This is a genomic window from Oxalobacteraceae bacterium OTU3CAMAD1, assembly GCA_024123915.1.
GTDB lineage: Bacteria > Pseudomonadota > Gammaproteobacteria > Burkholderiales > Burkholderiaceae_D > Rugamonas.
Genome location: CP099650.1, coordinates 4,410,231 through 4,424,472 on the forward strand (window position 1 = coordinate 4,410,231; position 14,242 = coordinate 4,424,472).

Consider the following 14,242-nt stretch of genomic DNA (forward strand, 5'->3'; position numbering starts at 1 on the left):
CCGCTGTCGAGCGGGTCACTCAACCGGTTCACCATAGCCGCCGCCGCCCGGCGTTTCGATGACGAACACGTCGCCGGGCTGCATGTCGACCTTGCCGATGTGGCCCAGTTGCTCGACGCCGCCATCGGCGCGCAGCACGGTGTTGCGCCCAAGCGCGCCCGCTTCGCCGCCGGCCATGCCGAACGGCGCGTGGATGCGGTTGTTCGACAGGATAGCCGCCGTCATCGGCTCCAGGAAGCGCACCTTGCGCACGCCGCCGTCGCCGCCGCGCCACTTGCCCGCACCGCCGCTGCCCTGGCGGATCTCGTAACTGTCCAGCCGCACCGGAAAGCGGAACTCGAGGATCTCGGGATCGGTCAGCCGCGAGTTGGTCATATTGGTCTGCACCACGCTGGTGCCGTCGAAGCCCGGCCCGGCGCCGGAGCCGCCGCTGATAGTTTCGTAGTACTGGTATTTGGCGTTGCCGAACGTGAAATTGTTCATCGTGCCCTGCGCCGCCGCCATCACCCCCAGCGCGCCGTACAGGGCGTTGGTGATGCAGGTCGAGGTCTCGACATTGCCGGAGACGACAGACGCCGGGTAGTGAGGATTGAGCATGGAGCCCGGCGGGATGATCACCTTCAGCGGCTTGAGGCAGCCGGCGTTGAGCGGAATCTCGTCGTTGACCAAGGTGCGGAACACGTACAGCACCGCCGCCATGCACACCGCCGACGGCGCGTTGAAGTTGTTGTCCAGCTGCGCCGACGTGCCGGTGAAATCGATCTCCGCGCCGCGATTGGGCTGGTCGACCCGCACCGCCACCTGGATCTGCGCGCCGTTGTCGAGCCGCAAGGTGTAGGCGCCGTCCTTGAGCGAGCCGATCACCCGGCGCACGGCCTCCTCGGCGTTGTCCTGCACGTGGCCCATGTAGGCCTGCACCACCTCCAGGCCGAAGTGCGCGACCATCTTGTGCAGCTCGTCGACGCCCTTTTGATTGGCGGCGACCTGCGCGCGCAAGTCGGCCATGTTCTGGTCCGGATTGCGCGCCGGATAGCGGGCGCCCGCCAGCAGGGCGCGTGTTTCGGCATCGCGCAGACGGCCGCCATCGGCGCCGTCGACCAATTTGAAATTATTGATCAGCACGCCCTCCTCCTCGATGCTGCGCGAGTCCGGCGGCATCGAGCCCGGCGTGGTGCCGCCGATGTCGGCATGGTGGCCGCGCGAGCCGACGTAGAACAAGATGTTTTGCGCCGCCTCGTCGAACACCGGCGAGATCACGGTGACGTCGGGCAAATGGGTGCCGCCGTTATACGGATCGTTGAGCATGTAGACGTCGCCGGCGCGCATCTTGCCGGCGTTTTCGCGCATGACGGTCTTGATGCTCTCGCCCATCGAGCCCAGGTGCACCGGCATGTGCGGCGCGTTGGCGATCAGGTTGCCGTCGGCGTCGAAGATGGCGCAGCTGAAGTCGAGCCGCTCCTTGATGTTGACCGAGTACGCGGTGTTCTGCAGCCGCAGCCCCATCTGCTCGGCGATCGACATGAACAGGTTGTTGAAGATCTCCAGCATCACCGGATCGGCGCTGGTGCCGATGGCGCGCCGCTCCGGCAGCGCGGCCACGCGGCGCAGCACCAGGTGGTCGTGCGGCGACACCTCGGCCTGCCAGCCCGGCTCGACGATGGTGGTGGCGTTGGCCTCGGCGATGATGGCCGGGCCCTTGACGATGTCGCCGATGCGGGTGGCCGAGCGGTGGTACAGGCTGGTCTGGCGCCAGCGCCCGCCCGAGTACATCGGCACCACGGCGTCGGGCATCAGGCCGGAGACGCGGCGCGGCGCCGGCTCGACGTTCTCGACCGGCGCGTCGGACTTGCCGACCGCCTCCACCGACACCGCCTCGACGATCAAGGCCTTGGCCTCCATCAGGAAGGAATAGCGCTTGCGGTAGGCGGCCTCGAACTGGGACTTCATGCTGTGCTGGGTATCGAACAGCACGATCAGCGCCGAATCGGTGCCCTCGTAGCGCAGGTGCACGCGCCGTATCAGCGCGATGCGGTCGTCGGCCACGCCCTGGTCGTACAGGTCGTCGCACGCCAGCTCGCCCAGCGCGTCGAGGCGATCGACCAGCTCGGGTTGCAGCTGCTCCGTCAGGCGCGCCTCGACGGCGGCCTCGCGCATCGCGGTCTGGTCGGCAAGCCCCATGCCGTAGGCCGACATCACGCCGGCCAGCGAGTGCACGAACACCGTCTTCATGCCCAACGCGTCGGCCACCAGGCAGGCGTGCTGCCCGCCGGCGCCGCCGAAGCTGGTGAGCGTGTAGTCGGTCACGTCGTGGCCGCGCTGCACCGAGATTTGCTTGATCGCGTTGGCCATGTTGCCGACGGCGATCTCGATGAAGCCCTCGGCGACCTGCTCGGCGGTCGTCTCCAGGCCGGTCGTGGCGGAGATGTGGGCCGCCAGTTCGCGAAAGCCGGCGCGCACCGTCTCGGCGTCGAGCGCCTGGCGGCCGTCGCCGCCGAACAGTTGCGGAAAATGCTGCGGCTGGATCTTGCCGAGCATGACGTTGCAGTCGGTGACGGCCAGCGGCCCGCCGCGCCGGTAGCTGGCCGGGCCGGGATTGGCGCCGGCGCTGTCCGGGCCGACGCGGTAGCGGCTGCCGTCGAAATGCAGGATCGAACCGCCGCCGGCGGCCACCGTGTGGATGCTCATCATCGGCGCGCGCATGCGCACGCCGGCCACCTGGGTCTGGAACACGCGCTCGAACTCGCCGGAATAATGCGACACGTCGGTCGAGGTGCCGCCCATGTCGAAGCCGATCACCTTGTCGAAGCCGGCCAGCTTGCTGGCGCGGACCATGCCGACGATGCCGCCGGCCGGGCCGCTCAGGATGCTGTCCTTGCCCTGGAAGGCGCGCGCGTCCGTCAGGCCGCCGCTCGACTGCATGAACTGCAGGTTCACGCCCGGCATCTCGTCGGCCACCTGGTCGACATAGCGGCGCAGGATGGGCGACAGGTAGGCGTCGACGACGGTGGTGTCGCCGCGCGCGACCAGCTTCATCATCGGGCTGGCCTCGTGCGACACCGACACCTGCGTAAAGCCGATCTCGCGCGCCGCCCCGGCCACCCGGTTCTCGTGCTCGTGGTAACGGTAGCCGTGCATGAAGACGATCGCCAGCGAGCGCAGACCCTGGTCGTAGGCGGCCTGCAGGCCGGCGCGGGCGGCGTCGAGATCGAGCGCGGTGACGACGTCGCCGTGGGCGCCGATCCGTTCATCGATTTCGATCACGTGTTGATACAGCAGCTCCGGCAGCACGATGTGGCGGTCGAACAGGCGCGGACGGTTCTGGTAGGCGATGCGCAGCGCGTCGCGGAAGCCGCGCGTGATGGCCAGCGCGGTCGGCTCGCCTTTGCGCTCCAACAGCGCGTTGGTGGCCACCGTGGTGCCCATTTTGACCGCGCCGATCTGCTCCACGGGGATGGGTTTGCCTTTGGGGACGCCCATCATCTGGCGGATGCCGGCGATGGCGGCGTCCCGGTACAGTTCCGGATTGTCGGACAACAGCTTCAATGTGCGCAAGTGGCCGTCGGGCGGACGCGCCACGATGTCGGTGAACGTGCCGCCGCGGTCGATCCAGAATTGCCAATCCATGCATGCCTCAAAACGCCAAGTGAAGCGCCTATTGTAGTGTGTGGGGGGCGCGCGCGGAAGCGCGTTCCTACCGTGCCGAAACAAATATAGATGCTAAGATGGCACCATGAACAGACTCTACTCCGTCGCCGAAATCCGCGCCATCGAACACGCAGCCGCAGCGGTCCTGCCGGACGGCGCGCTGATGCAGCGTGCCGGCCAGTCCGGCGCCAACGCGGCGCTCGACATGCTGCCGTTCTCCACCAACCACGCCAAGGTGCTGGTGCTCGCCGGTCCCGGCAACAACGGCGGCGACGCGCTGGAGGCGGCCGCGCATCTGGCCTACGCCGGCGCCAACGTCACGGTGCTGCACTACGCGCCCATCGGCGAGCCCTCGGCCGAACGCCAGACGGCGCTCCAGCGCGCGCGCGTCAGCGACGTGTCGTTCGCCGATGTTGCCGATACCGATAGTTACGGCGGTTCCGCCGATTCCACCGGGACGGCCGGCGGCGCCGAGGCGCTGGTGGCCGGCGTCGACTGGAACCTTGTGGTCGACGGCCTGTTCGGCATCGGCCTGAAGCGGCCGCTGGACGGCGCGATGCGGGCGCTGGTGGAAGCGGTCAACCTGCTCAAGTGCCAGGTGCTGGCGCTGGACGTGCCCAGCGGCCTGGACGCCGACACCGGCGCCATCGTCGGGCCGGACGGCGTGGCCGTGCGCGCCACGCACACGATCACCTTCATCGGCGACAAGCCGGGTCTGCACACCTGCGAAGGCCGCGATCACGCCGGCCTGGTGGACGTTGCGCGGCTGGAGATCGACGCCGCCCTGTTCCCGCCGGCCAGCATGCATGTGAACGACGTCAAGTTGTTCTCGCGCCATCTGCGGCCGCGCCAGCACAGTTCGCACAAAGGCAGCTATGGCAACGTGGCGGTGATCGGCGGCGCGCTCGGCATGGCAGGCGCGCCGTTGCTGGCCGCGCGCGCCGCGCTGCACGGCGGCGCCGGCCGGGTCTATGCGCTGTTTGTCGACGAGCCGCTGCCCTGCGACGCCGGCCAGCCGGAGGTGATGTGCCGTGGCGCGGGCGATTTCGATCTGGAGACGGCGACCCTGGTGATCGGGCCGGGGCTGGGGGCGTCGTCGGCGGCGGCCGCGCTGCTGGGGCGCGCCGTCGCTTGCGATGGCGCCCTGCTGGCGGATGCGGACGCGCTCAATCTGATCGCGGCCACGCCGTCGTTGCGGGAAGCGCTGGCTCAGCGCAAACACCCGGCTGTACTGACGCCGCATCCGCTGGAGGCGGCGCGGTTGCTCGAGTGTTCGGTTGGCGAGGTCCAGGCGGACCGGGTGCTGGCGGCGCGCAAGCTGGCGGCGGCCTTGAACGCGGTGGTGGTGTTGAAGGGTTCGGGGACGGTGATCGCCGCGCCGACTGGCGGGGTGGTCGTCAATACCACCGGTAATCCGGCGCTGGCGACCGCAGGTACCGGCGACGTGCTGGCGGGGTTGTGCGGCAGTCTGATGGCGCAAGGCTGGCCGCAGTGGGAGGCGGCGCTGGGCGCCGTGTGGCTGCACGGCATGGCGGCCGATGTGCTGGTCGCCGACGGCGCCGGGCCGATCGGGTTGACCGCCGGCGAATTGATACCGGCGATCCGGGTGGCGTTGAACCGGATGGTGCAGCACCACGGGCGGTAAATGTGTCGGCGGCTCGTAGATGGCGGATTACGCTACGCTAATCCGCCCTACGTGCCTCCGGAGCGGCTCTCGCTTCAACACCCCGGCGCCTGAAGCCACGTGTTACACGTAGGGCGGATTAGGCGGCACGCCGTAATCCGCCAAGCGCCGCCAACGCCGTTTGCTTATACCAAGCGCCCGGCCGCGATGGTGATGGTGCGGCCGCAACGCGCCGCCATCGACTGGTCGTGGGTGACCAACACCAGCGTCGAACCGTGCTGACGGTTCAATTCGAACATCAATTTGATGACCGACTCGCCGGTGGCCGCGTCCAGGCTGCCGGTCGGCTCGTCGGCGAACAACAGCGGGGGCTCGGTGACGAAGGCGCGCGCCAGCGCCACCCGCTGCTGCTCGCCGCCGGACAGATATTTGGGATAATGCTTCAAGCGGCTGCCAAGGCCAACCCGATCCAGCATCGCCTCGGCCTTTTCGCGCGCATGGGTGGCGCCGCTCAATTCCAATGGCAACATGACATTTTCGACCGCCGTCAAATGCGCCAGCAACTGGAACGACTGGAACACGAAGCCCAGCTTTTCCTTGCGCAGCGCGGCGCGGCCATCCTCGTCGAGCGCGTAGATGTCCACGCCATCGAGCACCACCTTGCCCGAGCTCGGGGTGTCCAGGCCGGCCAGCAAACCGAGCAAAGTGGACTTGCCCGATCCGGAAGCGCCTACAATGGCAAGCGTCTCGGCTTTTTGCACGGTAAAATCCACTTCGTGCAAAATCGTCAGTTCGCCACTGGCATCGGCGACCCGCTTGGCCAGGCCGCTGACGGCGATGGCGGGGCTATCGAGCCGGGAGACCGGCCCCACGGCGGTCGCCGTGTTCGCCGTGTTATAACCACCGCCGCCGGAACCATCCGGCACGAAATTGGAAGACGCTTTAGGGAAATCGGGCATGCGAAATGTATTGAGTAAGTTGGTAACAGATTTATCGAAGAAACTAAGTGTACACGCACTGGCCGCCCTGCTCATGTTGTCGGCAGCGGCGAGCGCCTATTCTGCACCAAAAACCGTGCTTGTGCTCGGGGACAGCCTGTCGGCCGAATACGGTCTGGCGCGCGGCGCCGGCTGGGTGGCGCTGGCCGAGAAAAAACTCAAGGACGAGAAGATCGACGCGGTACTGGTCAACGCCAGCGTCAGCGGCGAGACCACCAGCGGCGGCCGCACCCGCTTGCCGGCGTTGCTGGCCAAGTACAAGCCGGCGCTGGTCGTCATCGAGCTCGGCGCCAACGACGGCCTGCGCGGGTTGCCGGTCAAGGCCGCCGAGGCCAACCTGCGCGCCATGAACGAGGCGGCCACCAAGGCCGGCGCCAAGGTCATGCTGGTCGGCATGCGCATTCCGCCCAACTACGGGCGCGACTATTCGGAGCAATTCTTCGCCATGTATGGCACGTTGAGCAAGGAATTCAAGGCGCCGCTGGTGCCGTTCATGCTCGACGGCGTTGCCGACAAGACCCAATTGTTCCAGCCCGACCGCCTGCACCCGCTGGCCCAGGCCCACCCCACCATCCTGGCCAATATCTGGCCCGTGCTGCAAAAAACCATCAAGGCAAAATGAAGTATCCGGAAATTCTCGGCATCGACGACGTGCTGCACCAGTTGAACAGTTTCGACGCCATCATCGACGCCCGCAGCCCGTCCGAGTACGCGCTCGACCACTTGCCCGGCGCCATCAACGCGCCAGTGCTCGACGACGAACAGCGCATCCGCGTCGGCACCATGTACAAGCAGGTCAATTCCTTCGAGGCCAAGAAAGTCGGCGCCGCGCTGGTGGCGGCCAACATCGCCAACCACCTTGAGCGGCTGTGGCTGGACAAGCCGCGCGAATGGCGGCCGCTGGTCTATTGCTGGCGCGGCGGCAACCGCAGCGGCTCGATGGCGCACATCCTGGCCAAGGTCGGCTGGCCGGTGGTGCAGCTCGACGGCGGCTACAAGGCCTTCCGCGCGCACGTCAACGCCGCGCTGGAGGTGTCGCCGCCGCTGCGCTTCAAAGTCGTGTGCGGTACGACGGGCAGCGGCAAGAGCCGTTTGCTGGAGGTGCTGCACGCGCACGGCGCGCAAGTGCTGGATCTGGAACAGCTGGCAGCGCACCGGGGTTCGGTGCTGGGCAACCTGCCCAGCCAGCCGCAGCCCAGCCAGAAGGCGTTCGAGACCGCCATCTGGGACACCGTGCGCCGCTTCGACCCGGCGCTGCCGGTGTTTGTCGAGTCGGAGAGCAAGAAGGTCGGCAACCTGCGCGTGCCGACGGCGCTGATGGAGTCAATGCGGGCCTCGGACTGTATTTCTCTAACCTTGTCGCGCGCCAACCGCGTGCGCTTGCTGATGGAGGATTACCAGCATTTCCTGGTCAGTCCGGCGTCGCTGAACGAACAGCTGGAACATCTGACGGCGCTGCACGGGCGGGAGACGATCTCGCGCTGGCAATCGATGTCCGACGGCGGCGATATGGCGCCGCTGGTCGAGGAATTGCTTGAACGGCACTATGACCCGGCCTACCTGCGCTCGATCGACCGCAACTTCGTCAAATTCGGCGAAGCCACGGTGCTGGAGCTTGACGATATCGACACAGTCGCGTTCGACAAGGCGGCGGCAACCCTGATCGCCGCAGCAAAATAGCGCGCCGGCGACGGCTCATCTGCCACGTGACCACCCACGGATCCACGTAGGGCGGATTAGCGAAGCGTAATCGGCCATGCATGCGCCGTCGGCGGCTCGCGCACGGCCGATTACGGCGTTCCGCCTAATCCGCCCTACGTATATCCTCGACGACGCCCCGCCTCCCGATCCGCCCTACGCGACGGGCACGGTGCATGGCTAACCTAGGAACCACGTAGGGCGGATTAGCGAAGCGTAATCCGCCATGCATCCGCCGCCGCGAACTCATCCAGGACCCACCCACCGTAGTGCATCCCCCAAATCAGTGCATCCCTCAACGCCGCTTGTAACAACTTTGTTACAAAGCGGCGCGTGCGGATTTCTGCACAAAAAAATCCTTCCGGGGCATCCACCCCCTCCAGTTAGCTAAAGTACTTACATAGCTTTCAGTTTGCTATCTTGGCATACATCTTGCGATAAGGTAATTGTCCCTTACGCCAGTTTCATGCCGGCGTCCCACAACCACGAACCCAAAAGAAAACCCCGCGACGGGGTCTGGGGACACTTGCGCCTAAATTTTTAAAACCTGAAGGAGCGGCACCAATGAAGCATCCGATGCACACGAAAAAACGCCTGTTGACCCAAGCCGTACTGCTGGCACTGGCCGCCAGCGCGGCCGCGAACGTCATGGCCGCCGACGCCGACGCCGCCGAGGCTGCAGCCGCCGCAACACCAGCCCCGGCCGCCGCCGGCGACAACATCTCCGCCGTCATTGTCACCGGCACCCGTCGCGGCGGCCTGAAGGCCGTCGACAGCGCATCGCCGATCCAGGTGCTCGATTCAGGCTCGCTGGAACGCACCGGCCAGCCCGACCTGATCCAGGCGCTGGCGCAGAACCTGCCCTCCTTCACCGCCCAGGCCTTCGGCGGCGACACCGCCAACATGACCTTGTCGGCCCGCCTGCGCGGCCTGAGCCCGAACAATACCCTGGTGCTGGTCAACGGCAAGCGCCGCCACACCACCGCCAACCTGGCCGTGCTGGCCGGCCCGTTCCAGGGCGGCGCCGCGACCGACCTGAACTTCATCCCGGTGGCCGCCATCGATCACATCGAAGTGCTGCAGGACGGCGCCGCCGCCCAGTACGGCACCGACGCGATCGCCGGCGTGATCAACATCATCCTCAAAAACGATAGCTCGGGCGGCTCGCTGACCGGCACCGCCGGCCGCTACTTCGACGAGGGCGGCAAGACCGGCGACGCCAGCTTCAACATCGGCTTCGAACCGAGCGCCAACAGCTACCTGAACCTCACCGGCGAAACCAAGTACCACGGCCACAGCATGCGCTCGGACGTCGATCCGCGCGTGACCAACCCGGCCAACCTGGCGTCGATGCCGACCCTGACCCAGGCCGACGGCTACCCGTACGCCAACAAGATCTCCGGCGACGCCGCCTACCACCTGAACCTGCTGTCCCTGAACGGCGGCATCGACCTGGGCGGCACCGAGCTGTACACCATCGCCACCTACGGCGAGAAGAAAGCCGACTCGTTCCAGAACTACCGCGTGCCCAACCGCATTCCGCGCATGTACCCGAACGGCTTCAACCCCAAGCAAACCCTCGACGAAACCGACTACGGCTTCACCGGCGGCGCCAAGGGCGAGCTGGCCGGCTGGAACTGGGACCTGAGCAGCACCTACGGCAAGGACGAGGCCAAGATCGGCGTCAAGAACTCCGGCAACATCTCGCTGTTCAACGACACCGGCGCCTCGCCGACCTTGTTCCACGCGGGAACCTTCACCGCCACCCAGTGGACCACGTCGCTGGAGGTGAACCGCGAGTTCGCCGTCGGCTGGGCCTCGCCGCTGTCGGTGGCCGGCGGCGTCGAGTACCGCCGCGACGGCTACGAGATCGGCGCCGGCGACCCTGCCTCGCGTTACAAGGAAGGCTCGCAATCGTATCCGGGCTTCTCGCTGACCGACGCCGGCAAGCACGACCGCAACAACAAATCGGTCTACGTCGATGTCGCCGGCTCGCCGATCGCCAACCTGAAGATAGACGTCGCCGCCCGCTTCGAGGACTACAGCGACTTCGGCAGCGCGCGCGTGGGCAAGTTCACGGCCCGCTACGACTTCACGCCGGCGTTCGCGCTGCGCGGCACGGTCAGCAACGGCTTCCGCGCGCCGACCATGGCCGAACAATACTATTCGGCCACCAACGTCTCGCCGACGCAGGCCTCGGTGCAGTTGGCGCCGAACTCGCCGGCCGCCGCGCTGGTCGGCATCAACGGCCTGAAACCGGAGAAGTCGCAGAACTACAGCCTGGGCATGGTGTTCCATCCGGTACCGAAGGCGACGGTAACGGTGGACGCCTACAGCATCAGCATCCACGACCGCATCGTCGGCAGCGGCACCTTGTTCGGCTCGGGCAACACGGTCAATTCGCCGGCCGTGGTGGCGGCCATCCGCGCCAACGGCAACATCCTCGACCCGACGGTCACGCGCACCGGCATCAGCGTGTTCTCGAACGCGGCCAACACGCGCAACAAGGGCATCGAAGCGGTGCTGTCGTACGGCAGCAATTTCGGCGATATGGGCCGGGTGGACTGGTCGGCGGCGGCCAACTACAACAAGGTCACGGTGACCAAGGTCAACCAGGCGCCGTCGCAGTTGCTGCCGCAGCGCCTGCTCGACCAGTCGGCCATCGCGTCGCTGGAGAACTCGTCGCCGAAGGTGCGCGTCAACCTGGGCGGGCTGTGGAAGAAGGGAGACTGGACCGTCAACCTGCGGGAATCGATTTACGGGCCGTCGTCGGGGTATAGCTCGCTCAACAACGTCACCTACTTCGAGACCAAGATCGACACCTTGTTCACAACGGATCTGGAGGTATCGTACCGGGTAACGAAGGCGGTGACGGTATCGGCCGGCGCCAACAACCTGTTCAACAAGTATCCGGGCAAGGTCAATCAGGAGTATGTGGCGGCGGCGCGCGCGGCGCTGAACACGGCGGCGGTGACGCAGTATCCGTCGTTCTCGCCGATCGGCATCAACGGTGGATATTATTACGCGCGGGTCGGTTACACCTTCTAATCCATCGTTAACCCGCAACCCGGACGCCGGGGTCGGACCCGCAGGGTCCGACCCCATGTGGCCGCAGTGCGGGTTGGCGGCCGGCGCATGACGGCCGCAATAAAAAAGCCCCGAACGTTTTTGGCGTTCGGGGCTTTTTTTGTCTTGCTAACTCAAGCTTATTTTACTTCGGTGACCGCTGCCGTCTGGATCGGCTTGATGATCTTGACCTTGGCGCGTTCCTTCAGCAGCTGGATGTACTCGTACATCTCTTGCTGCGCGACGATGGTGTTGATCTGCTCGGCTTCCGTTTTGCGGCGCTCGGCATCCTGCTCGGCCGGCTGCTGCACCTTGCCGATGCGATAGATGCCGTAACCCATGCCCGGCACGTCCACGCCCACGTAGGCCGGCAGCTTGCTGGTGTCGGCTTTCATGACTTCCTGCATGGCCAAGCCGTTGATGCCTTCGGCCTTGGCGCGCGATACCAGCTTGGCAGCGCCAAAGCCGGTGGCGTCGCCCGATTTCTTGAACGCGGCCAGTTTGTCGGCGCCGGCCTTGGTGGCCAGCTTGTTGGCTTCTTCCATGGTCACGCGCTGACGGATGCCGGCATCGACTTCGGCCAGCGGACGCTTCGAGGCAGGCTTGAATTCGACGATGCGGCCGGCGATCAAGGTGCTCGGCGCGGATTCGACCGCTTCGGTGTTGCGCTTGCTGCTGATCGAGTCGTTCGAGAACAGCGCGGCCAGGAACTTGGCGTTGTTATACGGCGCCGGGCCGGCCATCGGCGATGGATTGCGCGAGACGTTGGCGGCCGTTTCAATCTTCAGGCCCAGCTTGTCTGCGACCGGCTTCAGGCTGTCGGACTGCTCGTAGACGGTGTTGGTGAACGCTTCAGCCATTTCCGAATACTTCTTGGCGGCCTTTTGCTTTTTCAGCGCCTCGGCCACTTCGGTCTTGACCGCGTCGAGCGGCTTGACGACGGCCGGCGTCAGCGCGCTGACGGTCAGCACGTGGAAACCGAATTCCGATTGCACGGCGTCGCTGATCTCGCCCTGCTTGAGCTTCATGACGGCGGCCTCGACCGGCGCCGGCAGCACGCCTTTGGTGACGATGTCCAGATCGCCGCCCTGCTCGGCCGATACCGGATCTTCGGACTTGGCCTTGGCAACCTTGGCGAAGTCGGCCGGGTTCTTGCGCAGCTCGGCGACGATGGCGTCGGCCTTGGCTTTGGCGGCGGCGGTCTCGGCGGCGTTGGCGCCCTTCTTCAGGCCGATCAACACGTGCGCGGCGCGGCGCGTTTCCGGCGTCGTGAAGGCGGCCTGGTTGGCGTTGTAGTAGGTGGCGACTTCGGCGTCGGTGACGGCGATCTGGCTCATCACGGCGTCGCTGTTGAGGACCACGTATTCGATCTTGGCCTGCTCGGGCACTTCAAAGAACTTGCCGTTCTTTTCGTAGTAGGCCTTGACCATCTCGTCGGTGACTTTGACCTGCGGCACGAAATCGGCGATCGGCAGCAACAGTTCCTGCACTTCGCGTTCCTGCGCGCCGATGTCCGACAGCGTCTTGGCGACGCTGCGCGGGGCGAAACCGGTGCTTTGCACCGAGCCGGCCAGCTGCTGCAGGGCCATGTCGCGGCGCATGCGGGCGTCGTTCATGGCCGGGGTCAAGCCCTGGGAGGCCAGTATCTGCTTGTAGCGCTCCATGTCGAAGGTGCCCGGGCCGCCGAACAGTTCGGTGATGGCCTTTTGCAGCTGGGCGTCGGTGACGCTCAGGTTCGAACGGGTCACTTCGGCGGCGATCGCGCGTTCGGCGATCAGCTGGTCGAGCAGGTTTTGCCGGAACTCGGGGGTGTCGAACATCTTCTGGTCGAACTGCTCGCCCATGCGCTGGCGGTAGCTGTCGAGCTGGTTGCGCAGCGCGTTGTCGAACTCTTGCTGGCTCACCGGTTGACCGGCGACCTTGGCGATCGTGGTGGCGTCGTCGCCGAAGCCTTTGTAGCCCTCGAGGCCGACTAACGCGAACGAAGGCACGATGATGATCGCCAGGAGAATCTGCATCAAGCGTTGATGGGTACGAATAAATTCAAACATGGTCAGCCAATTCGGATTGAGTGGAACTTGCACATACAAAAAAGGCGAACTCGCGTTCGCCAATTCCGGTTGGCGGATTTTACAGTGCCCCCCTGCCCTTAGCAAGGGTAAATCATGGTAGAACGGCACGGCGTTCAACCCGCACTTCCAACCTGGGGTCGGACCCGGCGGGTCCGACCCCGCCGGGCCCTGCGGGGGTTTATTTCCGGCGGTGCGCCATATAATAAAACCGACATCCCGATATTCAAGTGCGATATTCAAACGCACAAAAGAAAAACCCCGCAGCTCATTATAAGCTGCGGGGTATCTTGTTCTTGGCGGAGCGGACGGGACTCGAACCCGCGACCCCCGGCGTGACAGGCCGGTATTCTAACCAACTGAACTACCGCTCCTTTGGGTCATACATATATAGCATTTTGTTGGCGGAGCGGACGGGACTCGAACCCGCGACCCCCGGCGTGACAGGCCGGTATTCTAACCAACTGAACTACCGCTCCAACAAAACACTGGGTACAACACTTTACTGCTAATGCCGCAAAACTGGTGGGCGGTGAGAGGCTCGAACTCCCGACCTAAGCCTTGTAAGGGCTCCGCTCTACCAACTGAGCTAACCGCCCGTTTTGCCGCTTTTTCATCCAGTGAACCACTCATTTACATGAGCTGCTCACCGAAGTCCGTTAGTTTACAGCATCTTTCAAAGCTTTACCAGCTTTAAATTTAGGAACTTTTGCTGCTTCGATGGTGATCTCTTCCTTGGTGCGCGGATTGCGGCCGGTACGGGCGGCGCGTTCGCTCACGGAGAAGGTACCAAAGCCGACCAGGGTCACGCTGTCGTTGTTTTGCAGGGTCGTGGTCACGCCGTCGATCACCGCGTCCAGCGCGCGCGCAGCGGCAGCTTTCGAGATGTCAGCGGAAGTGGCAATATGGTCGATCAATTCAGTCTTATTCAAAGCAATTCCCCGTCACAAAGGTTATATCGTTTAGCCGCTAAACTCCGGTATTTAAAACCGCAGTCCTGGCCGAGAAAAATCTCAGGCCGTATTAAACAAGCCAGCCCCGTGTCGTGTCAAGCGCTGCACTGTAGAAAAGTGGGCCAAAATAAAAAACAGGCGCTATAAAAGCGCCTGTTTTTGCAATACCAGATACTAATGCTGAACAAA

The 14,242-nt window shown here is 65.0% G+C and carries 8 protein-coding genes and 3 tRNA genes; 4 read left to right on the forward strand and 7 right to left on the reverse strand.

What is annotated here, in order from left to right; all coding sequences use genetic code 11:
• Positions 1 to 15: 15 nt before the first annotated feature.
• The gene (locus tag NHH88_18985) at positions 16 to 3,624 is read right to left on the reverse strand and encodes a hydantoinase B/oxoprolinase family protein (protein ID USX11790.1); all 3,609 of its coding nucleotides are present in this window, start codon (positions 3,622 to 3,624) and stop codon (positions 16 to 18) included.
• Between the two features lie 106 nt (positions 3,625 to 3,730).
• Between NHH88_18985 and NHH88_18990 the strand changes: the two genes are divergently transcribed.
• Entirely contained in the window at positions 3,731 to 5,290 is a 1,560-nt protein-coding gene (locus tag NHH88_18990; GenBank protein ID USX11791.1) for an NAD(P)H-hydrate dehydratase, read from the forward strand.
• Positions 5,291 to 5,454: 164 nt separating this feature from the next.
• On the opposite strand, the gene NHH88_18995 is transcribed toward NHH88_18990, so the two are convergent.
• Complete coding sequence (locus tag NHH88_18995) at positions 5,455 to 6,228, reverse strand: ABC transporter ATP-binding protein (protein USX11792.1); 774 nt, start codon at positions 6,226 to 6,228, stop codon at positions 5,455 to 5,457.
• A 73-nt stretch (positions 6,229 to 6,301) separates the two neighbouring features.
• Between NHH88_18995 and NHH88_19000 the strand changes: the two genes are divergently transcribed.
• The 3 genes from NHH88_19000 to NHH88_19010 all read left to right on the forward strand — a co-directional run bounded on the left by NHH88_19000 (position 6,302) and on the right by NHH88_19010 (position 11,013).
• The gene (locus NHH88_19000) at positions 6,302 to 6,889 is read left to right on the forward strand and encodes an arylesterase (GenBank protein USX11793.1); all 588 of its coding nucleotides are present in this window, start codon (positions 6,302 to 6,304) and stop codon (positions 6,887 to 6,889) included.
• Positions 6,886 to 7,947 (forward strand): tRNA 2-selenouridine(34) synthase MnmH, encoded by a 1,062-nt coding sequence (gene mnmH / locus NHH88_19005; GenBank protein USX11794.1) that lies wholly within the window; start codon positions 6,886 to 6,888, stop codon positions 7,945 to 7,947. Before NHH88_19000 ends, mnmH begins: the two co-directional genes overlap by 4 nt.
• 594 nt (positions 7,948 to 8,541) lie before the next feature.
• A complete protein-coding gene (locus NHH88_19010; GenBank protein USX11795.1) occupies positions 8,542 to 11,013 on the forward strand; it encodes a TonB-dependent receptor in 2,472 nt (823 codons plus the stop codon).
• A gap of 158 nt (positions 11,014 to 11,171) precedes the next feature.
• Here NHH88_19010 and NHH88_19015 read toward each other — a convergent pair whose 3' ends face one another.
• The 5 genes from NHH88_19015 to NHH88_19035 all read right to left on the reverse strand — a co-directional run bounded on the left by NHH88_19015 (position 11,172) and on the right by NHH88_19035 (position 14,032).
• On the reverse strand, positions 11,172 to 13,049 hold the full coding sequence (locus tag NHH88_19015; protein ID USX11796.1) for a SurA N-terminal domain-containing protein: 1,878 nt from the start codon (positions 13,047 to 13,049) through the stop codon (positions 11,172 to 11,174).
• A gap of 348 nt (positions 13,050 to 13,397) precedes the next feature.
• Positions 13,398 to 13,474: transfer RNA gene (locus NHH88_19020), tRNA-Asp, on the reverse strand.
• A gap of 28 nt (positions 13,475 to 13,502) precedes the next feature.
• Positions 13,503 to 13,579 (reverse strand) — tRNA-Asp (locus tag NHH88_19025).
• 44 nt (positions 13,580 to 13,623) lie between these two features.
• Positions 13,624 to 13,699: transfer RNA gene (locus NHH88_19030), tRNA-Val, on the reverse strand.
• Between the two features lie 60 nt (positions 13,700 to 13,759).
• Positions 13,760 to 14,032: an HU family DNA-binding protein gene (locus NHH88_19035; GenBank protein ID USX11797.1), complete on the reverse strand. Its 273-nt coding sequence runs from the start codon at positions 14,030 to 14,032 to the stop codon at positions 13,760 to 13,762.
• Between the last annotated feature and the right edge of the window lie 210 nt (positions 14,033 to 14,242).

Bases quoted from the DNA above. Each gene is read 5' to 3' on its own strand.
- mnmH (USX11794.1), top strand. From the start codon at position 6,886: ATGAAGTATCCGGAAATTCTCGGCATCGACGACGTGCTGCACCAGTTG.
- NHH88_19000 (USX11793.1), top strand. From the start codon at position 6,302: ATGTTGTCGGCAGCGGCGAGCGCCTATTCTGCACCAAAAACCGTGCTT.
- NHH88_19010 (USX11795.1), top strand. From the start codon at position 8,542: ATGCACACGAAAAAACGCCTGTTGACCCAAGCCGTACTGCTGGCACTG.
- NHH88_18985 (USX11790.1), bottom strand. From the start codon at position 3,624: ATGGATTGGCAATTCTGGATCGACCGCGGCGGCACGTTCACCGACATC.
- NHH88_18995 (USX11792.1), bottom strand. From the start codon at position 6,228: ATGCCCGATTTCCCTAAAGCGTCTTCCAATTTCGTGCCGGATGGTTCC.
- NHH88_18990 (USX11791.1), top strand. From the start codon at position 3,731: ATGAACAGACTCTACTCCGTCGCCGAAATCCGCGCCATCGAACACGCA.
- NHH88_19015 (USX11796.1), bottom strand. From the start codon at position 13,049: ATGCAGATTCTCCTGGCGATCATCATCGTGCCTTCGTTCGCGTTAGTC.